The organism is Pseudomonas sp. M5A4_2d (genome assembly GCF_053345295.1).
Genome location: NZ_JBKEZW010000007.1, coordinates 29232 through 52085, shown reverse-complemented (window position 1 = coordinate 52085; position 22854 = coordinate 29232). Strand labels below are relative to the sequence as shown.

Genomic DNA, 22854 nt, shown 5'->3' with positions numbered 1-22854 from the left:
ACGGTGGGAGCTGGCAAGCCAGCTCCCACAGTTGAGTGACGGTGTGGTTTACACCAAGCCCAACCCGCTGAGCAGCATGTCGATCAACTTGATCCCGGCGAACGGCACCAGCACACCGCCCACGCCGTAGATCAACAGGTTGCGATTGAGCAACGCCGCCGCGCCGATGGCTCGGTAAGTCACGCCGCGCAAGGCCAAGGGGATCAACGCGACAATGATCAGCGCGTTAAAAATCACCGCGCTGAGAATCGCCGAGTTGGGGCTGCTCAGGTGCATCACGTTCAAGGCGCCGAGCTGTGGGTAGGTCGCGACAAACGCGGCCGGGATGATCGCGAAATACTTGGCCACGTCATTCGCCACGCTGAACGTGGTGAGGGCACCACGGGTCATGAGCATCTGTTTGCCGACCTCGACCACTTCGATCAACTTGGTCGGGTTGCTGTCGAGATCGACCATGTTGCCGGCCTCTTTGGCGGCCTGGGTGCCGCTGTTCATCGCCACCGCTACGTCGGCCTGGGCCAGCGCCGGCGCGTCGTTGGTGCCGTCGCCGGTCATGGCCACGAGCTTGCCCTGAGCCTGGTAGTCGCGGATCAGTTGCAACTTGTCTTCCGGGCGAGCCTCGGCGAGGAAGTCATCCACCCCGGCTTCCACCGCAATCGCGGCGGCCGTCAGGCGGTTGTCGCCGGTGATCATCACGGTCTTGATGCCCATGCGCCGCAGTTCGGCGAAGCGTTCCTTGATGCCGCCTTTGACGACGTCCTTAAGCTCAACCACACCCAAGGCTTTGGCACCGTCGGACACCACCAGCGGAGTGCTGCCACGCCGTGACACTTCATCGACTTTGGCCTGCAGCGCGGCCGGGAAACTGCCGCCCAAGGCCTCGATGTGGCTGCGAATCGCATCCGCTGCGCCCTTGCGAATCGCCCGGCCTTCCGGCAGGTCGACGCCGCTCATGCGCGTTTGCGCGGTGAAGTGCACGAAGCTGGCGCCCAGGGCGTTGATATCGCGCGCGCGGATGTCGAACTTCTGCTTGGCCAGCACCACGATGCTGCGACCTTCCGGGGTTTCGTCGGCCAGGGACGCCAGTTGCGCGGCATCGGCCAACTCGGCTTCCTTCACGCCCGGTGCCGGCAAAAAGCTGCTGGCCTGGCGGTTGCCCAAGGTGATGGTGCCGGTCTTGTCCAGCAGCAACACATCCACATCGCCTGCCGCCTCGACGGCACGGCCGGAGGTGGCAATGACATTGGCCGACATCATCCGGCTCATGCCTGCCACGCCGATGGCCGAAAGCAGGCCGCCGATGGTGGTGGGGATCAGGCACACCAGCAACGCCACCAACACCGTGGCACTGATCACGCTGCCGCTGCCGCTCATGGCCACGGCGAAGATCGAGTAGGGGCTCAAGGTGGCGATGACCAGCAGGAACAGCAAGGTCAGGCCCACCAGCAAAATTGTCAGCGCGACTTCGTTGGGCGTCTTCTGGCGCTTGGCCGATTCGACCATCGAGATCATGCGGTCCAGGAACGATTCGCCCGGGTTGACGCTGATGCGCACAACCAGCCAATCGGACAGCACGCGCGTGCCGCCGGTGACCGAGGAGAAGTCGCCACCGGCCTCGCGAATCACTGGCGCCGATTCACCGGTGATCGCGCTCTCATCCACCGAGGCCACGCCTTCAATCACTACACCGTCCAGCGGCACCAGGTCGCCGGCTTCGATCAGCACCACGTTGTCCTTGCGCAATAAGCTGGCTTCCATTGGCAGCCAGGCTGCGCCATGACGCGGTTGCTGCAGCAACTTGGCCAGGGTCTGGCGTTTCATACCGCGCAGGCTCGCGGCCTGGGCGCGGCTGCGACCTTCGGCCAGGGCTTCCGCGAAGTTGGCGAACAGCACGGTGAACCACAGCCACAAGGTGATGCTGAGGATAAAGCCGCTGGGCGCCTCACCCTTGCCACCCAGGGACTGGAACCACAGCAAGGTCGTGAGGATGCTGCCCAGGTAGACCACGAACATCACCGGGTTTTTCCACTGGGCCTGGGGCAGTAATTTCTTCAGCGCATCGACGCCGGCAGTGAGCACGATGCGCCGATCAAACAGGGGTAAACGAGCATTCTTCATGAGGGACATCTCTTACTCACTGACCGCAATAGAGGGCTGACGCGCATCCAGCGCCAAGTTGAGTTGCAGCACATTCACCCGTGGCTCGCCGAGCAAACCAAGGGTGCGGGCGGCGGTGTGGTCGTTGAGCAGTTGCAGCAGTTCGGTTTCGGGGATCTGCCGCAAGCGCGCCACTCGCGCCAGTTGCAGCCGGGCGTTGGCCACCGAGATGTGCGGGTCCAGGCCCGATGCGGAAGCGGTGACCGCGTCCACCGGTACCGGTGCGTCGGCAGCCAGGCCGTTGTCCTGGCGATAGGCTTTGGCGCGTGCGCTGACCTGGTCCACCAGTTTCTGGCTGGTCGGCCCCAGGTTGCTGGCGCCGCTTGCGCCTGCGTTGTAGGGCTGCGAAACGCTTTTGCTCGGGTCTTGCGGGTCGGTACCGAGGGTCATGCTCGGGCGGCCATGGAAGTACGCGGGCTTGGTGAAATCCTGGCCGATCAGCGCGGAGCCGATCACCAGCCCGTCGCGTTCAATCAGCGAACCCTGCGCCTGAAACGGGAACAACAGTTGCGCCGCCAGTGTGGTGAAGGCCGGGTACGCCAGCCCTGTCAGCAGCATGAAAAACACCGCCGAAACCAGCACCGGGCGCAACAGCCCTTTGAATATCGATTGAGTCGTCATCAACATGTCCTTAGTTGTACGTCTGGCCGGACAGCAACTGCAGTTGCTCCACCAGTGGGCCGAGCGCGAGCGCCGGCAAGAAGGTCAGGCCACCGACCACCAGCACCACGAACACCACCAGCAGCATGAACAGCGGGGTCGCAGTAGGGATGGTGCCGGCGCCGGCAGGCACGGTCTTTTTCATCGCCAGGGAGCCGGCCACGGCGAGCATCGGCAGCATGGTGAAGAAGCGTCCGATCAACATCGCAAGCCCGATGGTGGTGTTGAAAAACGGCGTGTTGGCGTTCAGGCCGGCGAAGGCCGAACCGTTGTTGGCGGTGCCGGAGGTGTAGGCGTACAGCACCTCACTGAAACCGTGGGGGCCGAGGTTGTTCAGGCTGGCCATCGTGTCTGGCCACAGGGCGGCGAGGGCGGTGAAACCAAGGATGCTGATCGGGTGTGCGAGCACCGAGAGCATCACCAGTTTCATCTCTCGGGCCTCGATTTTCTTGCCGAGGAATTCCGGGCTGCGGCCGATCATCATGCCCACCAGGAACACCGTGAGCAGCGCGTACTGGATCAGGTTGATGAAGCCCACGCCGTCACCGCCAAATACGCAGTTGAGCATCATCTGCGCCAGGGGCACGAAGCCGCCCATGGGGGTCAGCGAGTCATGCATGGTGTTGACGGAGCCGGTGGTCGCCGCCGTGGTGGTGGCGATAAACAGGCTGCTGTCGGCGATGCCGAAGCGCAGTTCCTTGCCCTCCATATTGCCGCCGCTTTGCTCAATCGACAGCGTCTGGTTGGCGCCGGCCTGGGTCAGCAGCGGGTTGCCGGTCTGTTCGGCGCCATACACCAGCGCCAGGAAGCCGATAAACATCACCAGGAACGTGGCGAAAAACACCCAGCCCTGACGGCGTTGCAACAGCATGCTGCCGAAGGTGTAGGTCAGTGCCGACGGGATTAACAGCATGCTGAGGATGTGCAGGATGTTGGTCAGCGGTGTCGGGTTTTCGAACGGGTGCGCAGCATTCATGCTGAAGAAACCGCCGCCGTTGGTGCCGATATGCTTGATCGATTCAAAGCTGGCGACCGCACCGACAATCAACTGTTGCTGCGCGCCTTCCAGCGTCGTGGCCAAGGCTTGGGAGGCGAAGGTCTGTGGCATGCCTTGCCACACATACACCAGCGCCATGCCCACGCACAGCGGCAACATTACCCGGTACAGCGTGCGCGTGAAGTCGACCCAGAAGTTGCCGATATCGGCCGCACTTGAGCGGCTCAATCCACGAATAAAACCCGCGGCGGCAACGACGCCTGAAGTGGCGCCGACAAACATCAGAAAGGTGATGACGGCCATCTGGCTGAAGTTCGACAGACTGGTTTCACCCGAGTACGCCTGCCAGTTGGTGTTGGTAATAAAGGAGGCGGCAGTGTTGAACGCCAGGTCCGGGGTTTGCGCGGCCAACCCCAGTGGGTTGATCGGCATCACCGCCTGCAAGCGCAGGACGATATAGCCCAGCAGCATCATCGCCGCGTTCGACAGCAGCAGGGCCGAACCGTAGCGGGCCCAGCCCATGGTTTCCAGTGGGTCGACGCCCAGCAGGCGATAGGTAAAACGTTCCGGCAAGGCATGGCGGGCCCCGGTGAACACCCGGGTCAGCCACTTGCCCATCAGCACGGCAAGCGCGGTCATCAACCCCAGGACCAGCGCAAATTCCAGCAAAGTGCTTAACATGTCGTGGCTCCGTTCAAATCTTGCCCATGGCAACAATGGCCATGGCAGTCGCAACAAAAAACACCAGGGAAAGCCCCATGAACATCACGTCGTACATGGCGAACTCCCTAGAACTTTTCGGCGCGAATGAGGGCGTAGCCCAAGTAAGCGAACAGCCCGACGGCACATAAACCGCTGGCGACATAGATGAAGGTCAGTGTGAGCACGGTGAAACTCCCCTTGTTGAATAAGCCGGCGAGGTTAAGCGTTGGCGTATCAAGCTCGGGCACTGATTACGGGCGGCGGTATTAAGACGGTATATAGAAGGTTTTTGCGCCGACGAACGAAAACAAGGGATAGCCCGATGCCGGGGTATCCCTTGAAAGTCTGGGGTTCTGCTGATTTCAGTGATCAGCTTATTTGGCTTTCTTTTTCTTCTCGCCGCGGGTAGCAAGGTGCTCGAAGCAAAACGCGGCGGTGCCGAAGAGCGCAATCATTGACAGGACGACCATGCCTAAAGTTGAACTTTCCACGATGACTTCCTACGGGTTTTGGGGGTAGGAAGTGACGGTAAAGTGTGCAGCCTTAGTTGCTCAATAGGGACGACGTAATCGTTATGGCGAATAGGCAATCTATACGCCTTCTTTACGCGAAATGGGTCACTGCATCTTTTATATCGAACGCGGTCCAGAGGTGGGAGTTGGCGTGCCTGCGAGGGCAGCCACTCCGTGTGGCTGATACACCGAGGTGCTGGCATTGCCGGCAAGCCAGCGCCCATCGATTACAAGTTACGACTATGCCGATAGTCGCTGACAGCCTCATACACCGCTTTGCGCAGTCGGTTGATTCCGCCAATCGGTCGATGCGCCTCCAGCCCGAACCAAGGGTTGAACGATTGGTTGTCGCAGGCGAGGTTCAAGGCCGGCGTGTCGAAGTCCTGCGCGGGGATGTTCACCTTGGCCACCGTTTCATAAGGCGCGTCGCTTTCCTTCCATTCGATACTGGTGTCTTCGATCGGCATGAACTTCTGCGGATTCTGCCGCTGAATCTGCAACACAAAACACGCCGGCACTCGGTCGGTGGACAGTTGCTGATTCAAGGCGCTGCGCAGGAAATTCGGCAGGTCCTGATTCTGTTTTGGCAGCACATAGTCCGGGCAGTTTTGCGGGTCGGGCGCCACGCGAAACTTGGCATTCGCCGCGCCAAATTTGTAGGGCGAAACTGAAAAGTACGTGGTCTGCGTCGGGCTGGCCGGTGGCGGCGCCAGGGTCGCCAGGGCGATAAACAAGTGGCGCACCTGCCAGCTGCGTGGGTCGACGTTGGGGAAGAACGCCAAGACTTTCTTGCCATCAGCCTGGGCGCCGATGTTTTGCGCGTACTCCGCTACGTCGCTGACAAAGAAGTTCGGGTGGCTGAACATCACAAAGTCTTGCTCGGTGCGTGTTTGCTGGTCCGCCATCAGCTGTTTGCCCGGTACATCCAGCAGCTTGATTGCCATGCCCCGCGCATCACGGATGCTGTCGAACTGCGGATAGGCGTTGCCGTTGGACAGGCGCATTATCGCCTGCCAGGTCTTGCCCGGCTCGGCGAAAACGCCCTGGCGCAAGGCCGGATCGAGGTCCTTCAGCACACTGACTTCGGCCTTCACGCAGCCATGCGCCTTGGCGTGGGCATCACGCAAGTAGCGGGTGCCTTCGCGATGCTGGTCGACGATACGCACCGCCGTCTGGATGATGCCCTGGCTCATGGCCGCTTCACCGGGCGGGACCTGCTCGTCCGGTGACACCGGGCCACTGTGTTGCCAGGCAAACCAGGCCGTTGCCACCAGCCAGCCCAGCAGTCCCAGGCCCACCAGCCACAACAGGGTTTTACCCAGAAATGCGCCGAGGCGCAGCCACAGACGTGCGAGCATCGAAGGTTGCTTGTATTGAGATCGGATCATCATGGCAGTTGTTGCTCCAGCGGGCCGCCCAGCACTTTGAGGTATTCCAGCAGCGCCCAACGTTCCTGCGGCAGCAGGGCGCGGCCGATCACGCCATTGCCACGCTTGCCGTCACGGAATTCGTGACCGCTGTTGTGGTTGCCGGTGATTGTGGTATCGAACACAAAGGCATTTTTGAAGGCGCCAGTCTCAAAGCCCAGGTGGCGCGGGTCGTAGTTGAACGTGCCTTTGTAGAAGGTGGTGCTGCGCTCGTCCTGAGGCGAGAGCAATTGGAAGATCGTGGGTACCGAGCCGTTATGCAGGAACGGCGGGGTGGCCCACACGCCGGCCAATGGCCGCGCTTTGTAGGCGCGCAACTCGCGCACGCCAATGGGCAGGCCGAACCCGTCCAGGCTTGGGCGTTCGGCCGGGGTCACGCCGGCCGCACGGTAGGCGTGGTCCTCGACAAAGGCGGTGACGTAGGCGAGGCCCTGGGCAACCGACATTTTGTGCAGATTTAGCGAGGCGCTCGGCTTGGGGTGCAACTCGACGTTGAGCGTGGCCAATTCCGCCGCGTCCCATTGCAGGGCGCTGAGGTCGTAGCGCTGATCGGCGATGTTAGTGGCGGCGCCGGGGTCGGTGCCGATGTAGTCCACAGGCAGCATTTTCAGTTGCTGCACCGGGCGACCATTGACCTGATTGACGGCGGGCACGTGGCAGCCGGCACAGTTCTCGGCGAACAGTGCACGGCCTTGGGCGGCGCGGGGCTTGTCGACGGCACCGAACAGGTCTTCCGGCCAGGCGGGTGGTTTGAGGCGTTGCAGGGTCTCCTCGATTCGGTTGAGGTCACGCACCCGTACGCTCGATGGGTAGCGCGCATCACCCTGAAGGGGCTGGCCGGCGCTGTCGAAGAAATCCAGTGTGGCGCCAACGCCAAGGGCTTCACCGATATTGCGCGCCATGGGTTGCTGGGCTGAGCCGTTCCACTGCACCCAGTCGAAGGTCCAGATATCCCACAGGTGTGGGTAGTCCACCGGCGCATTGGCGACGCGATAATTCTCCGCTGAAATGGCGTCGCCGAAACTCGCATTGGCGATGCGGCCAAACGCATCGGTGCGCCCCGGCCCTTCTTCGGTGGGGTAGAGGCCGCGGTGGGTGTCGTTCCAGGCAACGCTGAGGAACTGGTTCAGCGACGCTTTGAAGTCCTGACGCAATTGTTGCTTGTTGTGCTCGTCATAGTCGTGACCGAGCACGCTGCGGGAGAAACGGTCGAACTTCCACGGCAGGTAATAGGTGGCGGCAAGACTGGCCACCAGGGCTTGGCCGAAACTGCCGCCACGCAGGGTCGGCACGCTGGAGGGCAGCACATGCTGGGCCGAGCCGCCGTCGATGCGCAGGGCCTGGTTTTTGAAGTGCAATTCGCCGGTATGGCAGGCGGCGCAGGTGATATCCAGGTATTCAGCATTGCTGCCGGCGTTCTGATGCCGGGCGAAACCTACCGGCAGGTTGCCGGGGTTCTGCGCGGTAGGGACTTGTTTGGGATCGACCAGGAAACCAAAGCGCGCGAGGTATTCGGGCGTGGCAAAACGTTGCTCCGAAAACGGCAGTTCCAGAGCGGTAAACCAGTTGTAATGCAGGCCTTTTACCTGGGTGCCCTGAGGCGTGAAGTAATACGTCTGGCGATCAGCCGCACTCCATTGGTCCTGGTAGTGCACCTGCTCCACGGGCACGTAGTCCGGCAGCTTGGGGTTGGCGGTGTAATAGAGCACCACGGTGAGGGCAATGCCCAGTACTGCAAGTATCAGGAGTAAAACACGGGAAAAAATGCGCAAGATAACTATCCTTGTCGAGTTGTAGCGTTCTTATGCCATTGCGCCACAGGTGCGGCAAGTGGCCAGTAGGCTGTTAGAGGCAGTCCGCGATCCTTCGCGGAACGTCATAATGAATGAAAATGCTTTTAAACACGTGAACTTATCAGAAGTTTCCTGCTCAGATGCCGGTAGCCATTGGTCGTGGCCGCCTGATAAGCTCGCGACTTTACTCGAATGCCCTTTTGGCGCACGAACAAGGAAATAGCATGAAACAGCATCGGTTGGCGGCGGCGGTGGCCCTGGTTAGCCTGGTACTTGCGGGTTGTGATTCGCAGACCAGCGTAGAGCTGAAAACCCCGGCGCAGAAAGCTTCCTACGGCATCGGCCTGAACATGGGCAAAAGCCTTGCTCAAGAAGGCATGGATGACCTGGACTCCAAAGCAGTAGCCCAGGGCATCGAAGATGCCGTTGGCAAGAAAGAACAGAAGCTCAAAGACGACGAGCTGGTTGAAGCGTTTGCCGCACTGCAGAAGCGTGCTGAAGAACGCATGACCAAAATGAGCGAGGAGTCGGCAACCGCCGGCAAGAAATTCCTTGAAGAAAACGCCAAGAAAGACGGCGTAGTGACCACGGCTTCCGGTCTGCAGTACAAGATCGTGAAGAAGGCCGATGGCGCTCAGCCTAAGCCGACCGACGTGGTGACTGTTCACTACACCGGCAAGCTCACCAACGGCACTACCTTTGACAGCTCCGTAGATCGCGGTAGCCCGATTGACCTGCCGGTCAGCGGCGTGATCCCGGGTTGGGTCGAAGGCCTGCAACTGATGCACGTGGGCGAGAAGGTCGAGTTGTACATCCCGTCCGACCTGGCCTACGGCGCGCAGAGCCCGAGCCCTGCGATTCCAGCCAACTCCGTGCTGGTATTCGATCTGGAACTGCTGGCCATCAAGGACCCAGCCAAGGCTGAAGCCCCTGACGCTCCTGCTGCTCCGGCTGCCAAGAAGTAATCGGCAGCTGAACACACGACGCCCCGTTTCGACGGGGCGTTGTCGTATCTGGGGTATGGCAAAACCTCGCCAGTCAAACCCGATGCAAATCCAAACGAACCCCTGCAATCTGAAACAGTCTGATATTAGACTCGAGCACGGGTAGCCGCACCGAAGCGCCAAGTCAATGAAATCTTGGGTTTTTTTTATGTGCGCAAAAAACGCCCGATCTGACTGAAAGCCTTGTAGTCCGTGGCTTTCAGCCGATAAAACAGGCTCTGTTCACAAGGTTATCCACAATTTGTGTGGATAACCTTTTATGTCGCCTGGAACTGGAGTGACGCATGAAACCACCTTTCAATTTCACCCGTTTCCTGCCCATGGCTGCGCGCTTGCTGGGCCGTGGGCGTTTACCTACCCTGCTGTTTGCCGTTGCCGCCAAAGGCTCAAACCAGGGCAACCGGCTGGGTAAGTTCAAGGATGATCTCAAATTGCTCCAGGCCCTGTGCCTGGCTTACTGGCGCGGAGAATACCGGGCGATCAGCCCGAAGGCGCTGATCTCGGTGGTGGCGGGGTTGATGTATTTCCTCAGCCCGATTGATGCGATCCCGGACTTTATCCCGGTATTCGGCATGCTCGATGACATCGCTGTGCTGGCATGGGTCATGAAGACCTTGAACGGCGAGCTGAGCGCTTTTCGCGCCTGGCGCGACGCCCAGCGCCCGGAAAAACTTGCCGTGGTTGAGCGACTGCCTGCGACGGCTGCACTCCTGGCCCAGGAAAACCCACAAAAAAACTGATGTCTCTTATATCCCCTGCGACCTTCGGGGCTGTTAGGATTACACTTCTAAGGAAAGAACTTACTTAGTAAGTGTTGTTATCCTACGGGGCAGTCATGGATATTCAGATAATTTTACGCAATGGCGAGCCCGAGTATGCGGTGTTGCCATGGGACCAGTACCAGGCGCTGCTAAAAGCCGCCGGTCAGCCGCAACCCACAGCCGCTTCTTCCCCCGCCGCACCCATCACGATTGACCAGGACCTGCGACCGCTCGCGGACCTGAGCGGCCTGCGTGAAGCCAAGGGCCTGGCCATCGAAACCCTGGCCCGCACGGTGGGTATCAGCCCGTCATATCTTGGATTGATTGAACGTGGTGAACGCCAGCCGGATGCCGCCATACGCCGCAGCCTGGCCTGGGAATTGGGCGTTGCAGGTTGGAGGGATGAATCTTGAGCCTACGAATCAGTCGTCAACACTGGGATGGGTTACTCAACGAACTGGACCAGGCGCGCCGCCAGCGCCACCTGCTGACCTACCGCGCGCTGCTTGAGCGCCTGCAGTTCCCCACACCGGCGATGCAGACGCTGGCCGCAGCCCTTGAACACCTGGCCGCACTGGACGCCAAGGCCGAGCAACCCTTGCGCAGTTCTCTGGTCATCAGCCAGGGCGCCAGTCGCTTGCCGCGTACCGGTTTCTTTGAGTGTGTAGAGCGCCTGGGGCGTTTCAGCGGGCCATCCGATGGTGTGGCCGCCGCGTCCTGGCATGCCTCGGAAGTGGTGCGAGTGTTCGAATACGAGTATCCGGAATCCGCCGAGGCTTAAAGCGCCTGGGGCAGGCTGTCCATGCTGTCGATGACATGAATGCTGTAACCGGCCACATCCTTGGCGTGGTGCTTGGCCTGTGAGGCCATCTCCGCCAACTGGCTGGCATCCAGTTGTCCACAGGCCTGTGGATACAAATGCACCACGCCGATCGACAGCGACAGCAAGGCGAACTCCTGGCGCGCGCCCTGGCGGTTCAATGCCACGAAGCAGCCGGCGTCGAGGTGTTCGGCGCGATAGAAGCGTCGGCATTGCGTGTGGAAGTCATCCAGCAACTGGTTGAGCCGCTTGCGCCAATCCTGCGGGCCGAGCACCAGCAAAAAATCATCCCCGCCGATATGCCCGACAAAGTCGCGGCTCGGGTCGACCCGGTCGTTCAGGCACTGCGCCAGGCACAGCAACACCTCATCCCCGCGCCCGTAGCCATAGATATCGTTGAACGGCTTGAAGCTGTCGATATCCACGTAGCAGATCACCGACTCGCGCCGTTGTTGCAGCAGGCGCGTCAGGCATTGCTGTATCGGCACATTGCCGGGTAGCAGTGTCAGTGGGTTGGCGTAGCGCGCTTGTTGGATCTTCAGTTCGGTGATCAGCTTGAGCACATCAATCACCCGACCCAGGCCGAGGTAATCGCCATTGAGGGTGATGATGAAATCTTCTTCAATTCGCTGGCGTGCGCGGCTGGTCAACAAGCGGCTGACTTGCTGCAGGGATTGGCTCAACTCCACTGCCAGAAAGTCATCGCTCATCAAGCGGCTGATGGGCTTGCGCGCGAACAGGTCAGTGGCGAACGGCTTGAGCAGCGCGTCCGACAAGGAATGCCGGTGCACGATGCCGACCGGGTGGCCGCGCCCATCCAGCACGGCCAGGGAGTTGAGGTTGGCCTGGCGGCGGAAGGATTCCAGGACCAGGGCCGTGGCGGTGTCCTGATCCACTGCTGGTTGTTCGTTGAGCAGGGCGCTGAGGTCGCTGCTTTCTTCGCTGAGGGCGAGGTTGGCGTTGTCCTGTTTGGGCAGCATCAGGCGTGCTTCCTGGGGAGGCTGTTCCTGTGGACGGCAAAGCAGGTAGCCCTGGACCAGGTCAACGCCCATCTCGGTCAGCACCGCCAGCTCTTCTGGCAATTCGATGCCCTCTGCAATCACCTGCGCGCGCGAGGCTCGGGCGATTTGCAGGATCGAGCCGACGAATTCGCGCTTGAGCGCGTCCTGGTGGATGCCGTCGATAAAATGCCGGTCGATCTTCACGTAATCCGGGCGCAGTTCCGACCATAAACGCAGGCTGGAATAGCCGGCGCCCAAGTCATCCAGAGCGATGGCGAAGCCCATGTTGCGGTAATGATGCAGCGCGGTTTGCAGCAAGTCGAAATCGTCGGTTGGCGTCTGCTCGGTGAGCTCGATCACCACCTGGCTGGGTGGGATACCGAAGTCGCGCAACAGTTGCAGCGTGCGGCCCGGCTGGTGCGCCGTCTCCATCAGGGATTCCGGCGAGATGTTCAGGAACAGTTTGCCCGGCAGTTTCTGTTCACTGAAGCGCCGGCATGCGCTTTCACGGCAGGCGATTTCCAGTTCACTGAGGCGCCCGGCATGGCTGGCTACCGAGAACAGGGCGACGGGGGAGTGCAGCGGGCTATTGGACGGGCCACGGCTGAGGGCTTCGTAGCCGAGGATGCGCCGCTCGGACAGGCAAATGATCGGTTGGAACAAGCTGTGCAAACTGCCTTGAGCCAGGATTGAACCCAATGCATTCAGCTGTTCGGTCATGGTCATGGCGATCTCGATCAAAAAAAAGGACCGCAGGCATTAAGCCTGCGGTCCTTCATTTCACGACAGAATGATGTCTATATGATGACACTCTTGGGAGCGCTCACATTAAATTGACTTCATTTACTGCTTGGCCACCTGCTTGCTGATTTTCAGGTAGTCCAGCAGTACCCGGCCTGTCTCGGACAGGTAGGCGTCGTCTTCCGGCTTGGTTTTTTCAGGCTCGGTCGGCAGGGCATCCTCATCTTCTTTCTTCAGCTCTTTGAGCGGGTCTTCGCCCTTGGCCTTGCGGCGGGCGTTTTCCAGCACAAGCTGCTGATTCTCGATGTCAGTGTGCTGCGCACGGCGATCCGCTTCGTTAAGGCTGACGGTTTTTTCTTCCATCAGCTTCTTGGCCAGGGCCAATTTGTCGCGGATAAACACAAACTCGGCATCCTTGGCGGAGCGAGCGTCATGGTCAGCTTTGAGCTGCGTCAGATACGGCTTGAACGGGTCCGAAGCGGGTTTGATCGCAGGGCGAATGGTGTCCCACGGCATCGCTTCGGGCAGCGCGCTTTCGCCGATTTCCTTGGTGTCGATGATCGACGGGAAATCAACATCCGGCAGTACGCCCTGATGCTGGGTGCTCTGCCCGGAAACCCGGTAGAACTTGGCAATGGTCAGCTTCAGTTCGCCATGGTTCAGCGGCTGAATGGTCTGCACGGTGCCTTTACCGAAGGTCTGGCCGCCGACGATCAACGCGCGGTGGTAGTCCTGCATGGCGCCGGCGAAAATCTCCGAAGCCGAGGCCGAGAGGCGGTTGACCAGCAACGCCATCGGACCTTTGTAGAACGCGCCCGGGTTCTCGTCTTCGAGCACGTCGACACGGCCGTCAGCGTTGCGCACCAACACGGTCGGGCCTTTGTCGATAAACAGGCTGGTCAGCTCGGTGGCTTCCTGCAGGGAGCCGCCGCCGTTGTTGCGCAGGTCGATGACCACGCCGTCGACTTTTTCCTTCTGCAGCTCTGTCAGGATTTTCTTAACGTCGCGGGTGGTGCTCTTGTAGTCCGGGTCACCGGCGCGGAACGCCTTGAAGTCCAGGTAGAACGCCGGGATCACCACCACGCCCAGTTTGTAATCCTTGCCATCCTGCTTGAGGTTGAGGACTTGCTTCTGCACGGCCTGATCTTCGAGCTTCACCGCTTCACGGGTGATGGACACGATCTTGCTGGTCTGGTCGTTCGGCGCATTGGTGTGCGGAATCACTTCCAGGCGCACCACGCTGCCTTTCGGCCCACGGATCAGCTTGACCACTTCGTCCAGGCGCCAGCCGACCACATCGACCATCTCTTTGTCGGCCTGGGCCACGCCGATGATCTTGTCCGCCGGGGCGACCTGCTTGGTCTTGTCGGCAGGACCTGCCGGCACCAGACGCACGATCTTGACCTGGTCATTGTCGCTTTGCAGCACGGCACCAATGCCTTCCAGCGACAGACTCATGTTGATATCAAAGTTTTCCGCGTTATCTGGCGACAGATAATTGGTGTGCGGGTCGTAAGACATCGCGAAGGTGTTGATGTAGGCCTGGAAGATGTCTTCGGCACGGGTCTGGTCCAGACGTGCCAACTGATTCTTGTAGCGCTTGGTCAACAGCTCTTGAATGGCCTTCGGCTCTTTGCCGGCGATCTTCAAGCGCAGCACTTCGTCCTTGACGCGTTTGCGCCACAGGTCATCCAAAGCGGCGGTGCTGGTCAGCCAAGGTGCGTCCTTGCGGTCCACCAGAAGGGTTTCCTTCTGCGTGAAGTCGAGCTTGTCGACGCCCTTGTTCAGCTCACCCAAGGCGAAGTCCAGACGCGCTTTGACGCGGTCCAGGTAACGCTTGTAGATGGTGAACGCTGGCTGCAGGTCGCCGCTCTTGAGGAAGTCGTCGAACTGAGTCTTCCACTTGTCGAACTCAGCGATATCGCTGGCCAGGAAGTAGCTGCGCGACGGGTCCAGCAGCTTGAGGTAGCTGTCGTAGATGATCACCGAGCGAGCGTCGTCCAGCGGCGGCTTGCTGTAGTGATGGCGCTTTAGCAACTCGACAACGTTAAGGCTGGCAATCACCTCATCGCGATCAGGCTGAAGATTGTCCCAGCTATTGGCTGCGAACGTATTGGTCGACATCGACGCGAAGCCGAGACCAATGAAAAAAGCGAGGGCGGTGCTGGGGAACAGATGCTTCATGCTGATTCGACGCGGGGGCAATTGATAACGCATATTAGGCCGTCTTTGAGGGAGCCGGTTCCATATGATCCGGTCGCATAATGCAAAAAGCCCGGCGCTACAGCTACGGGCTCAGTCCAGACTCACTATGGAGGCACTGTGAAAGCATTGCAAGGCGTTGAAGGTCATGTGGAGTGGTTGGAAGAGCCCAGTCCTACCTGCGATGTAGGCCAAGTTCGCATTCGTGTGGCGGCTGCTGGCCTTAATCGCGCCGATTTGTTACAGCGCGCGGGGCTCTATCCGCCCCCTCCGGGTGCCAGCCATGTACTCGGCCTGGAGTGTTCCGGGGTAATCAGCGAAGTGGGTGCAGGTTCGTCCTGGCAAGTCGGTGATCGCGTCTGCGCGCTGCTGGCCGGTGGTGGCATGGCCGAAGAAGTGGTGGTGGACGCCCGCCACGTGCTGCCGGTGCCGGAAGGTTTGTCGCTGGCCGAAGCCGCGGCGTTGCCAGAGGTGTACAGCACGGCGTGGCTGAATCTGTTCCAGTTGGCGGGCCTTAAACCCGGTGAAAAAGTGTTGTTGCATGCCGGCGCCAGCGGCGTGGGCTCGGCGGCAATCCAGTTGTGCAAGGCATTTGGCAGCCCCTGCTGGGTCAGTGTCGGCTCGGCGGAACGGCTGGCCTACTGCGAGGCGCTCGGCGCCCAGGGCGGCGTGGTACGTACCGACGGTATTGAAGGGCTGCGCGATTTTGGGCCGTTCGATGTGATCCTCGACCCGGTTGGCGGCAATTACGCGGCCCTGGACCTGAAGCTGTTGGCCCTGGATGGTCGTTGGGTGTTGATTGGCTTGATGGGCGGGCGTGACGCTCAGCTCGACCTGGCTCAGGTGCTGGGCAAGCGCATCCAGTTACTCGGCTCGACCTTGCGCAGCCGCAGCGATGAGTTCAAGGCGGACCTGTTGAGTGATTTGAGCCAGCAGGTGTGGCCGCTGTTTGCAGAGGGGCGCTTGAACCCGCAACTGGCCAAGACCTTCTCGATCAGGGATGCCGAGGCGGCCTTTGCCGAGTTGGCGAGCAACCAGATTTCCGGGAAATTGGTGTTGGTGATTGACGAGAGCTTGGTCTGATCTCAAGTTGAGATGCAATCAAGTGTGGGAGGGGGCTTGCTCCCGATCGCAATGTGTCAGATGAAGAATTCTTCACTGTCATACCGCTGTCGGGAGCAAGCCCCCTCCCACATTTTGATAGGATTTCAATTCAAAGAGGTGGGGTCACACCCACTGATGGATCGGCCAGCCGGCTTTTTCAGCATGCTCGCGCAACACCGGGTCCGGGTTCACCACCTGCGGGTGATCGACCTTCAGCAGCAATGGCAAATCATTGCGCGAATCCGAGTAGAAATACGCCCCCTCCAGTGATTCACCTTCCTGCTCCAACCATTCCAGCAACCGTGTGATCTTGCCTTCACGGTAAGTCAGCACACCCACGGTACGGCCGCTGTAAGCGCCATGGCTGACGTCCAGATCAATCCCCAGCACTTCATCGATACCGATACGTGCGGCAATCGGCGTAACCAAGTGAGTACCCGAGGCGGAAATCACCAGAATCCGGTCGCCATTCGCGCGGTGCCGGGCGATGGTTTTGGTGGCGTCGCTGTAGATCAGCGGCTCAATCACATCCTCGACCCATGGCTCTACCAAGTGGTCAATTTCTTCCGGCGTGCGCCCGATCATCGGCTCCAGGCTGAAGTCCATGAAGTCTTCCATCAACAGCTTACCCTGGCTGTAGGCGTCCATCAGTTCGTTGTTCTTGCGCATGAACGACTCAGGGTCGACCCAGCCCAGGCGACCCATCTGCTCGCTCCACAGCGTGGCGCAGTCGCCGTGGATCAAGGTGTCGTCCAGATCAAAAATTACCAATGCCATCCGTCATGCTCTCTCAATTAAATCGTTGCGTCAGGCTACTTCACACAACGCACTCGGGTCGATGGAAAGTGCCAGGCGCTGCCCATCCGGGTGCAGGTCGCCGGCGGAACGGTTGAGCACGTCGACCACCAACTCCACGCCGCGCGCTTCAATGCGGTAGCGAATCACGTTGCCCAGCAGGCTGTGGCTGCGCACCAGGGCGTCCAGCTCGCCGCTGCGGCTCAGTTCGATGGCTTCCGGGCGAATCGCGATGCGCCCGCTGATCGGGCGTTGCAGCAATTGGCTGGCCTTGTCGGCGTCGAGCAGGTTGTAGTTGCCGATAAACCCGGCGGCGAATACATCCACCGGTGCGGTGTAGAGGGTCTCGGCATCGCCGCTCTGCACAATCTTGCCCTGGTTCATCAGGAAGATGCGGTCCGACATGGTCAGGGCTTCTTCCTGGTCATGGGTCACGAAGATCGTGGTCAGCCCCAGTTCACGCTGGATCTGGCGGATCTGTTCGCGCAGATGCTTGCGGATCCTTGCGTCCAGCGCCGACAGCGGCTCATCCAGCAGCAACAGGCGCGGGCGGGTCACCAGGGAGCGGGCGAGTGCCACACGCTGGCACTGGCCGCCGGACATCTGGTGCGGGTAGCGACCGGCGAGTTCCTTGAGTTCCACCAGTTGCAGCACTTCCTGCACACGCTTGTGGCTGTCGTCGGCGTTGACCTTTTGCATGCGCAGGCCGAAGGCGACGTTCTGTTCCACGGTCATGTTGGGGAACAGCGCATAGCTCTGGAACACCATGCCGATATGCCGTTTCTGCGGGCTCAGGGGGACGATGTCCTGGCCATCCAGCAGAATTTTCCCACTGTCCACCGACGTAAGCCCGGCGATGCAACGCAGCAAGGTCGACTTGCCGCAGCCGGACGGGCCGAGCAGGGTGACGAATTCGCCCTTGGCGATCTCGCAGTTGATGTCACTGAACACCGGGGTGCCGGCGTAGCCTTTTTGCAGGTGTTGGACGCTGACGAAGCTCATTGGCTTTTGTCCTTGTTCAAGATATTGGCGGCCCAGGTCAGCACCAGCACAAAGAAGAAATAGGAAATGACGATGGCACTGGTGAAGTGGCCGCTCGTGTTGCGCATGTTGTTCAGGTAGACCTGCAGGGTTTCATAGCGGGTGCCCACCAGAATATTGGCAAATACGAACTCACCGAACAGAAACGAGAACGACAGCAGCAGCGCCACCATCAGGCCTTTGCGCAGGTTTGGCAGCACCACCAGGATCGCCGCCTGCCAGGTGCTGGCACCCAGCAGTTGCGAGGCGTCCATCAGGTCGCGCAGGTTGATCGCTTGAAGGTTGTTGGTGATCGCGCGGTACATGAACGGTAGAGCCACGGTGAAGTAGCAGCCGATCAGAATCCACGGCGTGCCCACCATTGCAAATGGCCCGGAGCCATACAATTGCAGCAAGCCCACAGATGACACCACCGGCGGCACCGCGAAGGGCAGCAGGATCAAAATGTTCATCAGCGCGTCGAGTTTGGGGAAGTGGTAATGCACCACGAACAGCAGCGGCAAAATCAGCACCACCGACAGGATCAGTGCGCCCACGCACACCAGCAGCGACTGGCCGAAGGCAGCCAGGAAGCGTGGGTCGCTCCAGAGCTGCACGTACCATTTGACGGTGAAACCGGCCGGCAAGATCGTCGCCGACCAACTGCTGGCAATGGAGTAGACAAAGGTGCCCACCAGCGGCAACACCAGGATCGCGAATAACACATACACCACTACCCGATGGTAGAGGGAGGCCGAGCCGGCTTCAGCGCGAGACATGGTAGCTCCTCTTGAGCAGCAGTTGATGGACCACGGTGACCGCCGTCATCAGCGCCACCAGCACCACGGCCAGGGCACTGGCCATGTTCGGGTCCAGGGAGATGTCGCCGGAGACCATTGCCGCGATGCGAATCGGCAGCACGTTGAAGTTGCCGGTGGTCAGCGCGTACACCGTGGCATAGGCGCCAAGGGCGTTGGCCAGCAGGATCACGAAGGTGCCGAGCAGGGCAGGGGTGAGCACCGGCAGACCAATGTGCCGCCAGAACTGCCAGCCGTTGGCGCCGAGCAGCGAGGCCGACTCCCGCCAGTCTTCACGCAACGCATCGAAGGCGGGGTAAAGCAGCAGCACGCCCAGTGGAATCTGGAAGTAGGTATAGAGAATGATCAGCCCGGTCTTGGAGTACAGGTTGAAGTCCTGAATGATCCCGGCCTGCTTGAGCATGATGGTGATGCTGCCGTTGAAACCCAGCAGGATGATGAACGCGAAGGCCAGGGGCACGCCGGCAAAGTTGCTGGTCATGTTGGCAAAGGCGGTCACGAAGTTGCGCAGCGGCCCGTCCACACGGCGTAACGAGTAGCTGCCGAGCACCGAGATGATGATGCCGAACACGCTTGAATAGAAACTGATCTCCAGGCTGTACTGGATGGCCTGCAGGTAGAACTTCGAACTGAAGATCCTGGTGAAGTTGGCCAGGCCCCAGCCGAACTCCTCCGATTGCAGGCTGTTGATCATCACCCACACCAGCGGGGCGATTTCAAACACGATAAAGAACAGCGCAAACGGTACCAGGCAGAGGATCGCCAGCCATTTGCCACGGATGATGGAGTTCACTTCAGCAGCTCCCGGCATACAGGTTTGTCGTGGGGTACGCCGAGCAGTTCGCAGACGGTGCCGCACAGTTCGGTTTGCTTGGGGCTGGCAGAAGGGTCGAAGTTGAAGGCCGAGCCCAGCACGAACAGCGGCACTTCACGTTCTTCCGGCAGCAGGCCGTTGTGGGAGCGATCGTTGTTCATGCCGTGGTCCGCAGTCACCAACACCTGGTAACCGGCATCGAGCCAGCCTTGCAGGTAGTCGGCGAGGATGATATCGGCCGAGCGCGCGCTGTTGCGGTATTGCGGCGTATCGAGGCCATGCTTGTGGCCGGCGTCATCAATGTTCATCGGGTGCACCACCAGGAAATTCGGCGCGTGTTTGCGGCGCAGGCTTTCGGCGTCGGCGAACAGGTGCGAATCCGGGTAGTGGTCATTCCAGTAGAAATGCCCGTGTTGGATCGCCAGCGTCTTGTCGTCGGTATGACGGTCACGCGCGGCAATAAAGGGCGTGCGGTTATACAACTCGCTGACCCAGTGATAAGCCGCCGCCGCTGTAGTGAGACCTGCGTCGGTGGCGTAATGGAAAATGCTGCGCTGGTTGGACAGGCGCGAGACATTGTTGTGGACGATGCCGCTGTCGATCGGTGGCACGCCGGTGAGGATGCATTCATACAACGGCCGGGACAGGGCCGGCAGTTCACAGTCCAGTTTGTAAAGCGCTGCGCGTCCTGCGCCGATATAGGCCTGGAGATGCCCCATGGCGTGTCGGGCAACCTCGTAGTTCAGGCCGTCGAGCACCACAAGGATGACGTTGTGCTTCATAGGGGGAGACGCTCCGCAACGGCTGGTTTGGCTCGGTTTCATCTTGGAACCGGATCAAATGTGGGCGCTTGCTTATGTGGGAGCTGGCTTGCCTGCGATAGCATCACCTCGGCTTACATGACACACCGAGTCGTTTGCATCGCGGGCAAGCCCGGCTCCCACACAAGCCAGTTCCCACACTGACCGTGTTTACAGCTCAGGCCTTACTGCATATTGATGATGACTTCTTCCTGCCACTTCTGCGGCAGTGCCTTGGAGGTCTTTTCCCAAGCGTCGGCATCTTTGATCGGCGTGACTTTCTTGTACTGCTCGTTAGGCAGCAGCTTGGCCTGGACGTCGGCAGGCAAGGTCAGGTGCTCGGCACGGATCGGACGGGCGTTGCCGCGCGCCAGGTTGGTCTGGCCGGCGTCGCTGAAGATGTATTCACGGGTCAGCTTGGCGGCGTTCGGGTGCTTGGCGTATTTGTTGATGATGGTGGTGTAGCCGGAAATCACCGAGCCGTCCGATGGGATCAGCACGACGTAGTCATCCGGGTTGGCCATCTTGGCTTTATAGCTCAAGCCGTTGAAGTCCCAGACCACACCCACTTCCACTTCGCCTTTTTCCATGGTGGCGATGGTCGGGTTGGCCAGTGACAGGCGGCCTTGCTTGGCGATCTCGGCAAACATCAGCAGGGCAGGCTGAATGTTCTTCTCGTCGCCACCATTGGCCAGGGCTGCTGCGAGCACGCCGTTGGCGGCTTGTGCGGCAGTGCTCACGTCACCGATGGAAACCTTGTATTTGCCGGTCTTCAGGTCAGCCCAGCTTTTTGGGGCTTCGGAGCCGTGCAGCAGCTTTTTGTTGACGATAAAGGCGATGGTGCCGGTGTAGGCCAGGGCCCAATTGCCGTCTTTATCTTTCGCCCAATCCGGGACTTGCGCCCAGGTGCTCGGCTTGTACGGCTGCGCAACGCCCTGTTTCACCGCGATCGGGCCGAAGGCCGCGCCGACGTCACCGATATCGGCGCTGGCGTTGTCTTTTTCGGCGGCGAACTTGGCGATTTCCTGGGCCGAGCTCATGTCGGTATCGATGTGCTTGAGGCCATAGGTCTTGGCCAGGTCTTCCCAGGTGCCTTTCCAGTTGGCCCAGTCATCGGGCATGCCGACGCTGTTGACGGCGCCTTCCGCTTTCGCGGCGGCTTCCAGCGTTTTCAGATCGGTATCAGCGGCCATGGCGGCGGTGCACATGGCAATGGTCGAGCCTAACAGTGATGCCAGGAAAAGCTTTTTCATCCGAAGCTCCTTTGGGCGTTTTCAACGCGGCGTTTTTAAGAACGTTTGCGGGGGGGCGGTTCATCACTGATTTCTTGTGGCGCGTTGCGCCTGAAAGCCGGCCGGGCTAGGCGCAGTCCGCAGGTAAGGGTCGTTTCCTTGCCAAGGACTGCAACACAGCCTGGCCGGCTTTCAGGCGCAACCCGAAGGGCCGGGCCTGATTTTGCGCAGGGCTGCGTTACTCGTCGCATATTTGGAACAACCAAACCACGCTCCTCGCGCCTTGCCCTGCACAAAATCAGGTCCGGCGCGCCCCAAGAAATCAGTGATGAATCGCCCCTTTGGTCTAGGTCAGAGCAATACCTGAGCCAATCTAGGCTCGATGGATGACAGTTTCATGTCTGTGTCGTTTTTAAATCGCTTTTGTCGCTCAGTGCAGACTCAGCGTAGACCATGCTCAAGTACCCGCAGGCCCTGGACTTGGCCGATGTATTGCAGGGTGTGGTGCAGGGCCTGGACAGGGACTGTCATCTGTCGGTCATCTGTAATGCCTAGGCTGGCAGGCAATAGCAGAAGCCCAAATAAAGCGCGGTTTGTGCACTTGAACGGTGCTGGTCTAGTCCAGATAGGTAATGTTGATGCGTGATGAGGCAATCAAGGCGGTGACCTCCATCGGCCTGGCGCTGCAAGAGCAGATTGACCACGGCCTGTTGCCGCCTGCGAGTAAATTGCCCGCCGAGCGCAAGCTCAGCGAGTTGTTTGGTACCACTCGAATTACTGTGCGGGAAGCCTTGTTACAACTGGAGGCCCAAGGGCAGATTTATCGCGAGGAACGCCGCGGGTGGTTTGTTTCGCCGCCACGGCTGGCTTACAACCTGATGCAACGCAGCCACTTTCACGCGATGGTCAGCGACCAGGGGCGGGTGGCGTCGACCGAGGTGATTTCTGCGCGCCTGCAACCGGCGTCGGCGGCGGTGTGTGCATGGCTGCAATTGCCGGCGCTGTCGAGTGTGATCCAGATTTGCCGAGGCCGACGGATTGATGGGCGCCTGGTGTTGTATGTGGAGCACTACCTGAACCCGCAGTATTTTCCGGGGATTCTGGAATGCGACCTGAATCAATCAATGACCGAGCTGTATGCGCGCAAGTACGACTTGCATTACGGCCGCGTGCGCTTCGAAATCGTACCGACGTCATTGCCGGTGGAAGCCGCCGGCGCATTGCGCGTGTCGGTGGGCAGCCCGGGCTTGCGCATCGCACGGGTGAACTATGACCAGCATCAGCGGTTGATCGACTGCGACCTGGAGTTCTGGCGGCATGATGCGATTCATGTCGGCGTCGATGTGGTTTGACAGTCGGCTGCCGGGCTGGCTGACCATCAGCCGATGCACCGCGAGCTTAATGTGGGAGCTGGCTTGCCTGCGATGCGGGCGCCTCGGTACATCACACAGACCACGTTGTTGCTTTCGCAGGCAAGCCAGCCCCCACACTTGA

20 protein-coding genes are annotated in these 22854 nt (G+C 60.1%); 6 read left to right on the top strand and 14 right to left on the bottom strand.

The annotated features are described in order from the left end of the window. Nucleotides 1-48: 48 nt before the first annotated feature. From kdpB to ACLBW8_RS17195, 6 genes are all read right to left on the bottom strand, one after another. Nucleotides 49-2118: a potassium-transporting ATPase subunit KdpB gene (gene kdpB, locus ACLBW8_RS17220; RefSeq protein WP_156526267.1), complete on the bottom strand. Its 2070-nt coding sequence runs from the start codon at nucleotides 2116-2118 to the stop codon at nucleotides 49-51. A gap of 12 nt (nucleotides 2119-2130) precedes the next feature. Next, the gene (gene kdpC, locus ACLBW8_RS17215; protein ID WP_447805927.1) at nucleotides 2131-2778 is read right to left on the bottom strand and encodes a K(+)-transporting ATPase subunit C; all 648 of its coding nucleotides are present in this window, start codon (nucleotides 2776-2778) and stop codon (nucleotides 2131-2133) included. Between the two features lie 10 nt (nucleotides 2779-2788). Then, nucleotides 2789-4495: a potassium-transporting ATPase subunit KdpA gene (gene kdpA, locus ACLBW8_RS17210; protein WP_447805926.1), complete on the bottom strand. Its 1707-nt coding sequence runs from the start codon at nucleotides 4493-4495 to the stop codon at nucleotides 2789-2791. 107 nt (nucleotides 4496-4602) lie between these two features. Further along, nucleotides 4603-4701 (bottom strand): K(+)-transporting ATPase subunit F, encoded by a 99-nt coding sequence (kdpF, locus tag ACLBW8_RS17205; RefSeq protein ID WP_053255293.1) that lies wholly within the window; start codon nucleotides 4699-4701, stop codon nucleotides 4603-4605. A 554-nt stretch (nucleotides 4702-5255) separates the two neighbouring features. Next, nucleotides 5256-6419 carry a catalase family protein gene (locus ACLBW8_RS17200; RefSeq protein WP_447805925.1) on the bottom strand — a complete coding sequence of 388 codons (1164 nt, stop codon included), beginning with the start codon at nucleotides 6417-6419 and terminating at the stop codon, nucleotides 5256-5258. Further along, a complete protein-coding gene (locus ACLBW8_RS17195) occupies nucleotides 6416-8227 on the bottom strand; it encodes a di-heme-cytochrome C peroxidase (RefSeq protein ID WP_447805924.1) in 1812 nt (603 codons plus the stop codon). The genes ACLBW8_RS17200 and ACLBW8_RS17195 overlap by 4 nt, the downstream gene beginning before the upstream one ends. Before the next feature lie 245 nt (nucleotides 8228-8472). Between ACLBW8_RS17195 and ACLBW8_RS17190 the strand changes: the two genes are divergently transcribed. The 4 genes from ACLBW8_RS17190 to ACLBW8_RS17175 all read left to right on the top strand — a co-directional run bounded on the left by ACLBW8_RS17190 (nucleotide 8473) and on the right by ACLBW8_RS17175 (nucleotide 10794). Next, the gene (locus tag ACLBW8_RS17190; RefSeq protein WP_064451669.1) at nucleotides 8473-9213 is read left to right on the top strand and encodes an FKBP-type peptidyl-prolyl cis-trans isomerase; all 741 of its coding nucleotides are present in this window, start codon (nucleotides 8473-8475) and stop codon (nucleotides 9211-9213) included. Between the two features lie 323 nt (nucleotides 9214-9536). After that, a complete protein-coding gene (locus tag ACLBW8_RS17185) occupies nucleotides 9537-9992 on the top strand; it encodes a YkvA family protein (RefSeq protein ID WP_064451670.1) in 456 nt (151 codons plus the stop codon). A 95-nt stretch (nucleotides 9993-10087) separates the two neighbouring features. Then, entirely contained in the window at nucleotides 10088-10426 is a 339-nt protein-coding gene (locus ACLBW8_RS17180) for a helix-turn-helix domain-containing protein (protein WP_064451671.1), read from the top strand. Then, a complete protein-coding gene (locus ACLBW8_RS17175) occupies nucleotides 10423-10794 on the top strand; it encodes a hypothetical protein (RefSeq protein WP_005786715.1) in 372 nt (123 codons plus the stop codon). Before ACLBW8_RS17180 ends, ACLBW8_RS17175 begins: the two co-directional genes overlap by 4 nt. Here ACLBW8_RS17175 and ACLBW8_RS17170 read toward each other — a convergent pair. Beyond that, the gene (locus ACLBW8_RS17170; RefSeq protein WP_221294344.1) at nucleotides 10791-12560 is read right to left on the bottom strand and encodes a bifunctional diguanylate cyclase/phosphodiesterase; all 1770 of its coding nucleotides are present in this window, start codon (nucleotides 12558-12560) and stop codon (nucleotides 10791-10793) included. The genes ACLBW8_RS17175 and ACLBW8_RS17170 overlap by 4 nt on opposite strands. A gap of 117 nt (nucleotides 12561-12677) precedes the next feature. Continuing rightward, nucleotides 12678-14759: a carboxy terminal-processing peptidase gene (locus tag ACLBW8_RS17165; protein WP_237140895.1), complete on the bottom strand. Its 2082-nt coding sequence runs from the start codon at nucleotides 14757-14759 to the stop codon at nucleotides 12678-12680. 138 nt (nucleotides 14760-14897) lie between these two features. Between ACLBW8_RS17165 and ACLBW8_RS17160 the strand changes: the two genes are divergently transcribed. Beyond that, entirely contained in the window at nucleotides 14898-15860 is a 963-nt protein-coding gene (locus tag ACLBW8_RS17160; RefSeq protein ID WP_221294345.1) for a zinc-binding dehydrogenase, read from the top strand. Nucleotides 15861-16004: 144 nt separating this feature from the next. Here the strand turns inward: ACLBW8_RS17160 and ACLBW8_RS17155 are convergent, their stop codons facing one another. From ACLBW8_RS17155 to ACLBW8_RS17130, 6 genes are all read right to left on the bottom strand, one after another. Further along, complete coding sequence (locus ACLBW8_RS17155; RefSeq protein WP_064451674.1) at nucleotides 16005-16658, bottom strand: HAD family hydrolase; 654 nt, start codon at nucleotides 16656-16658, stop codon at nucleotides 16005-16007. A gap of 30 nt (nucleotides 16659-16688) precedes the next feature. After that, nucleotides 16689-17678 carry an ABC transporter ATP-binding protein gene (locus ACLBW8_RS17150; protein ID WP_447805923.1) on the bottom strand — a complete coding sequence of 330 codons (990 nt, stop codon included), beginning with the start codon at nucleotides 17676-17678 and terminating at the stop codon, nucleotides 16689-16691. Continuing rightward, nucleotides 17675-18475, bottom strand: coding sequence for an ABC transporter permease (locus tag ACLBW8_RS17145; protein ID WP_064451676.1), 801 nt, complete (start codon nucleotides 18473-18475; stop codon nucleotides 17675-17677). The genes ACLBW8_RS17150 and ACLBW8_RS17145 overlap by 4 nt, the downstream gene beginning before the upstream one ends. Next, nucleotides 18462-19325 (bottom strand): ABC transporter permease, encoded by an 864-nt coding sequence (locus ACLBW8_RS17140; protein WP_447805922.1) that lies wholly within the window; start codon nucleotides 19323-19325, stop codon nucleotides 18462-18464. The genes ACLBW8_RS17145 and ACLBW8_RS17140 overlap by 14 nt, the downstream gene beginning before the upstream one ends. Then, nucleotides 19304-20110 carry an alkaline phosphatase family protein gene (locus ACLBW8_RS17135; protein WP_432750393.1) on the bottom strand — a complete coding sequence of 269 codons (807 nt, stop codon included), beginning with the start codon at nucleotides 20108-20110 and terminating at the stop codon, nucleotides 19304-19306. Before ACLBW8_RS17135 ends, ACLBW8_RS17140 begins: the two co-directional genes overlap by 22 nt. A 203-nt stretch (nucleotides 20111-20313) precedes the next feature. Further along, entirely contained in the window at nucleotides 20314-21381 is a 1068-nt protein-coding gene (locus ACLBW8_RS17130; protein ID WP_064451679.1) for an ABC transporter substrate-binding protein, read from the bottom strand. A gap of 617 nt (nucleotides 21382-21998) precedes the next feature. Between ACLBW8_RS17130 and ACLBW8_RS17125 the strand changes: the two genes are divergently transcribed. Next, nucleotides 21999-22712, top strand: coding sequence for a UTRA domain-containing protein (locus tag ACLBW8_RS17125; RefSeq protein ID WP_064454894.1), 714 nt, complete (start codon nucleotides 21999-22001; stop codon nucleotides 22710-22712). The last annotated feature ends 142 nt before the right edge of the window (nucleotides 22713-22854 follow it).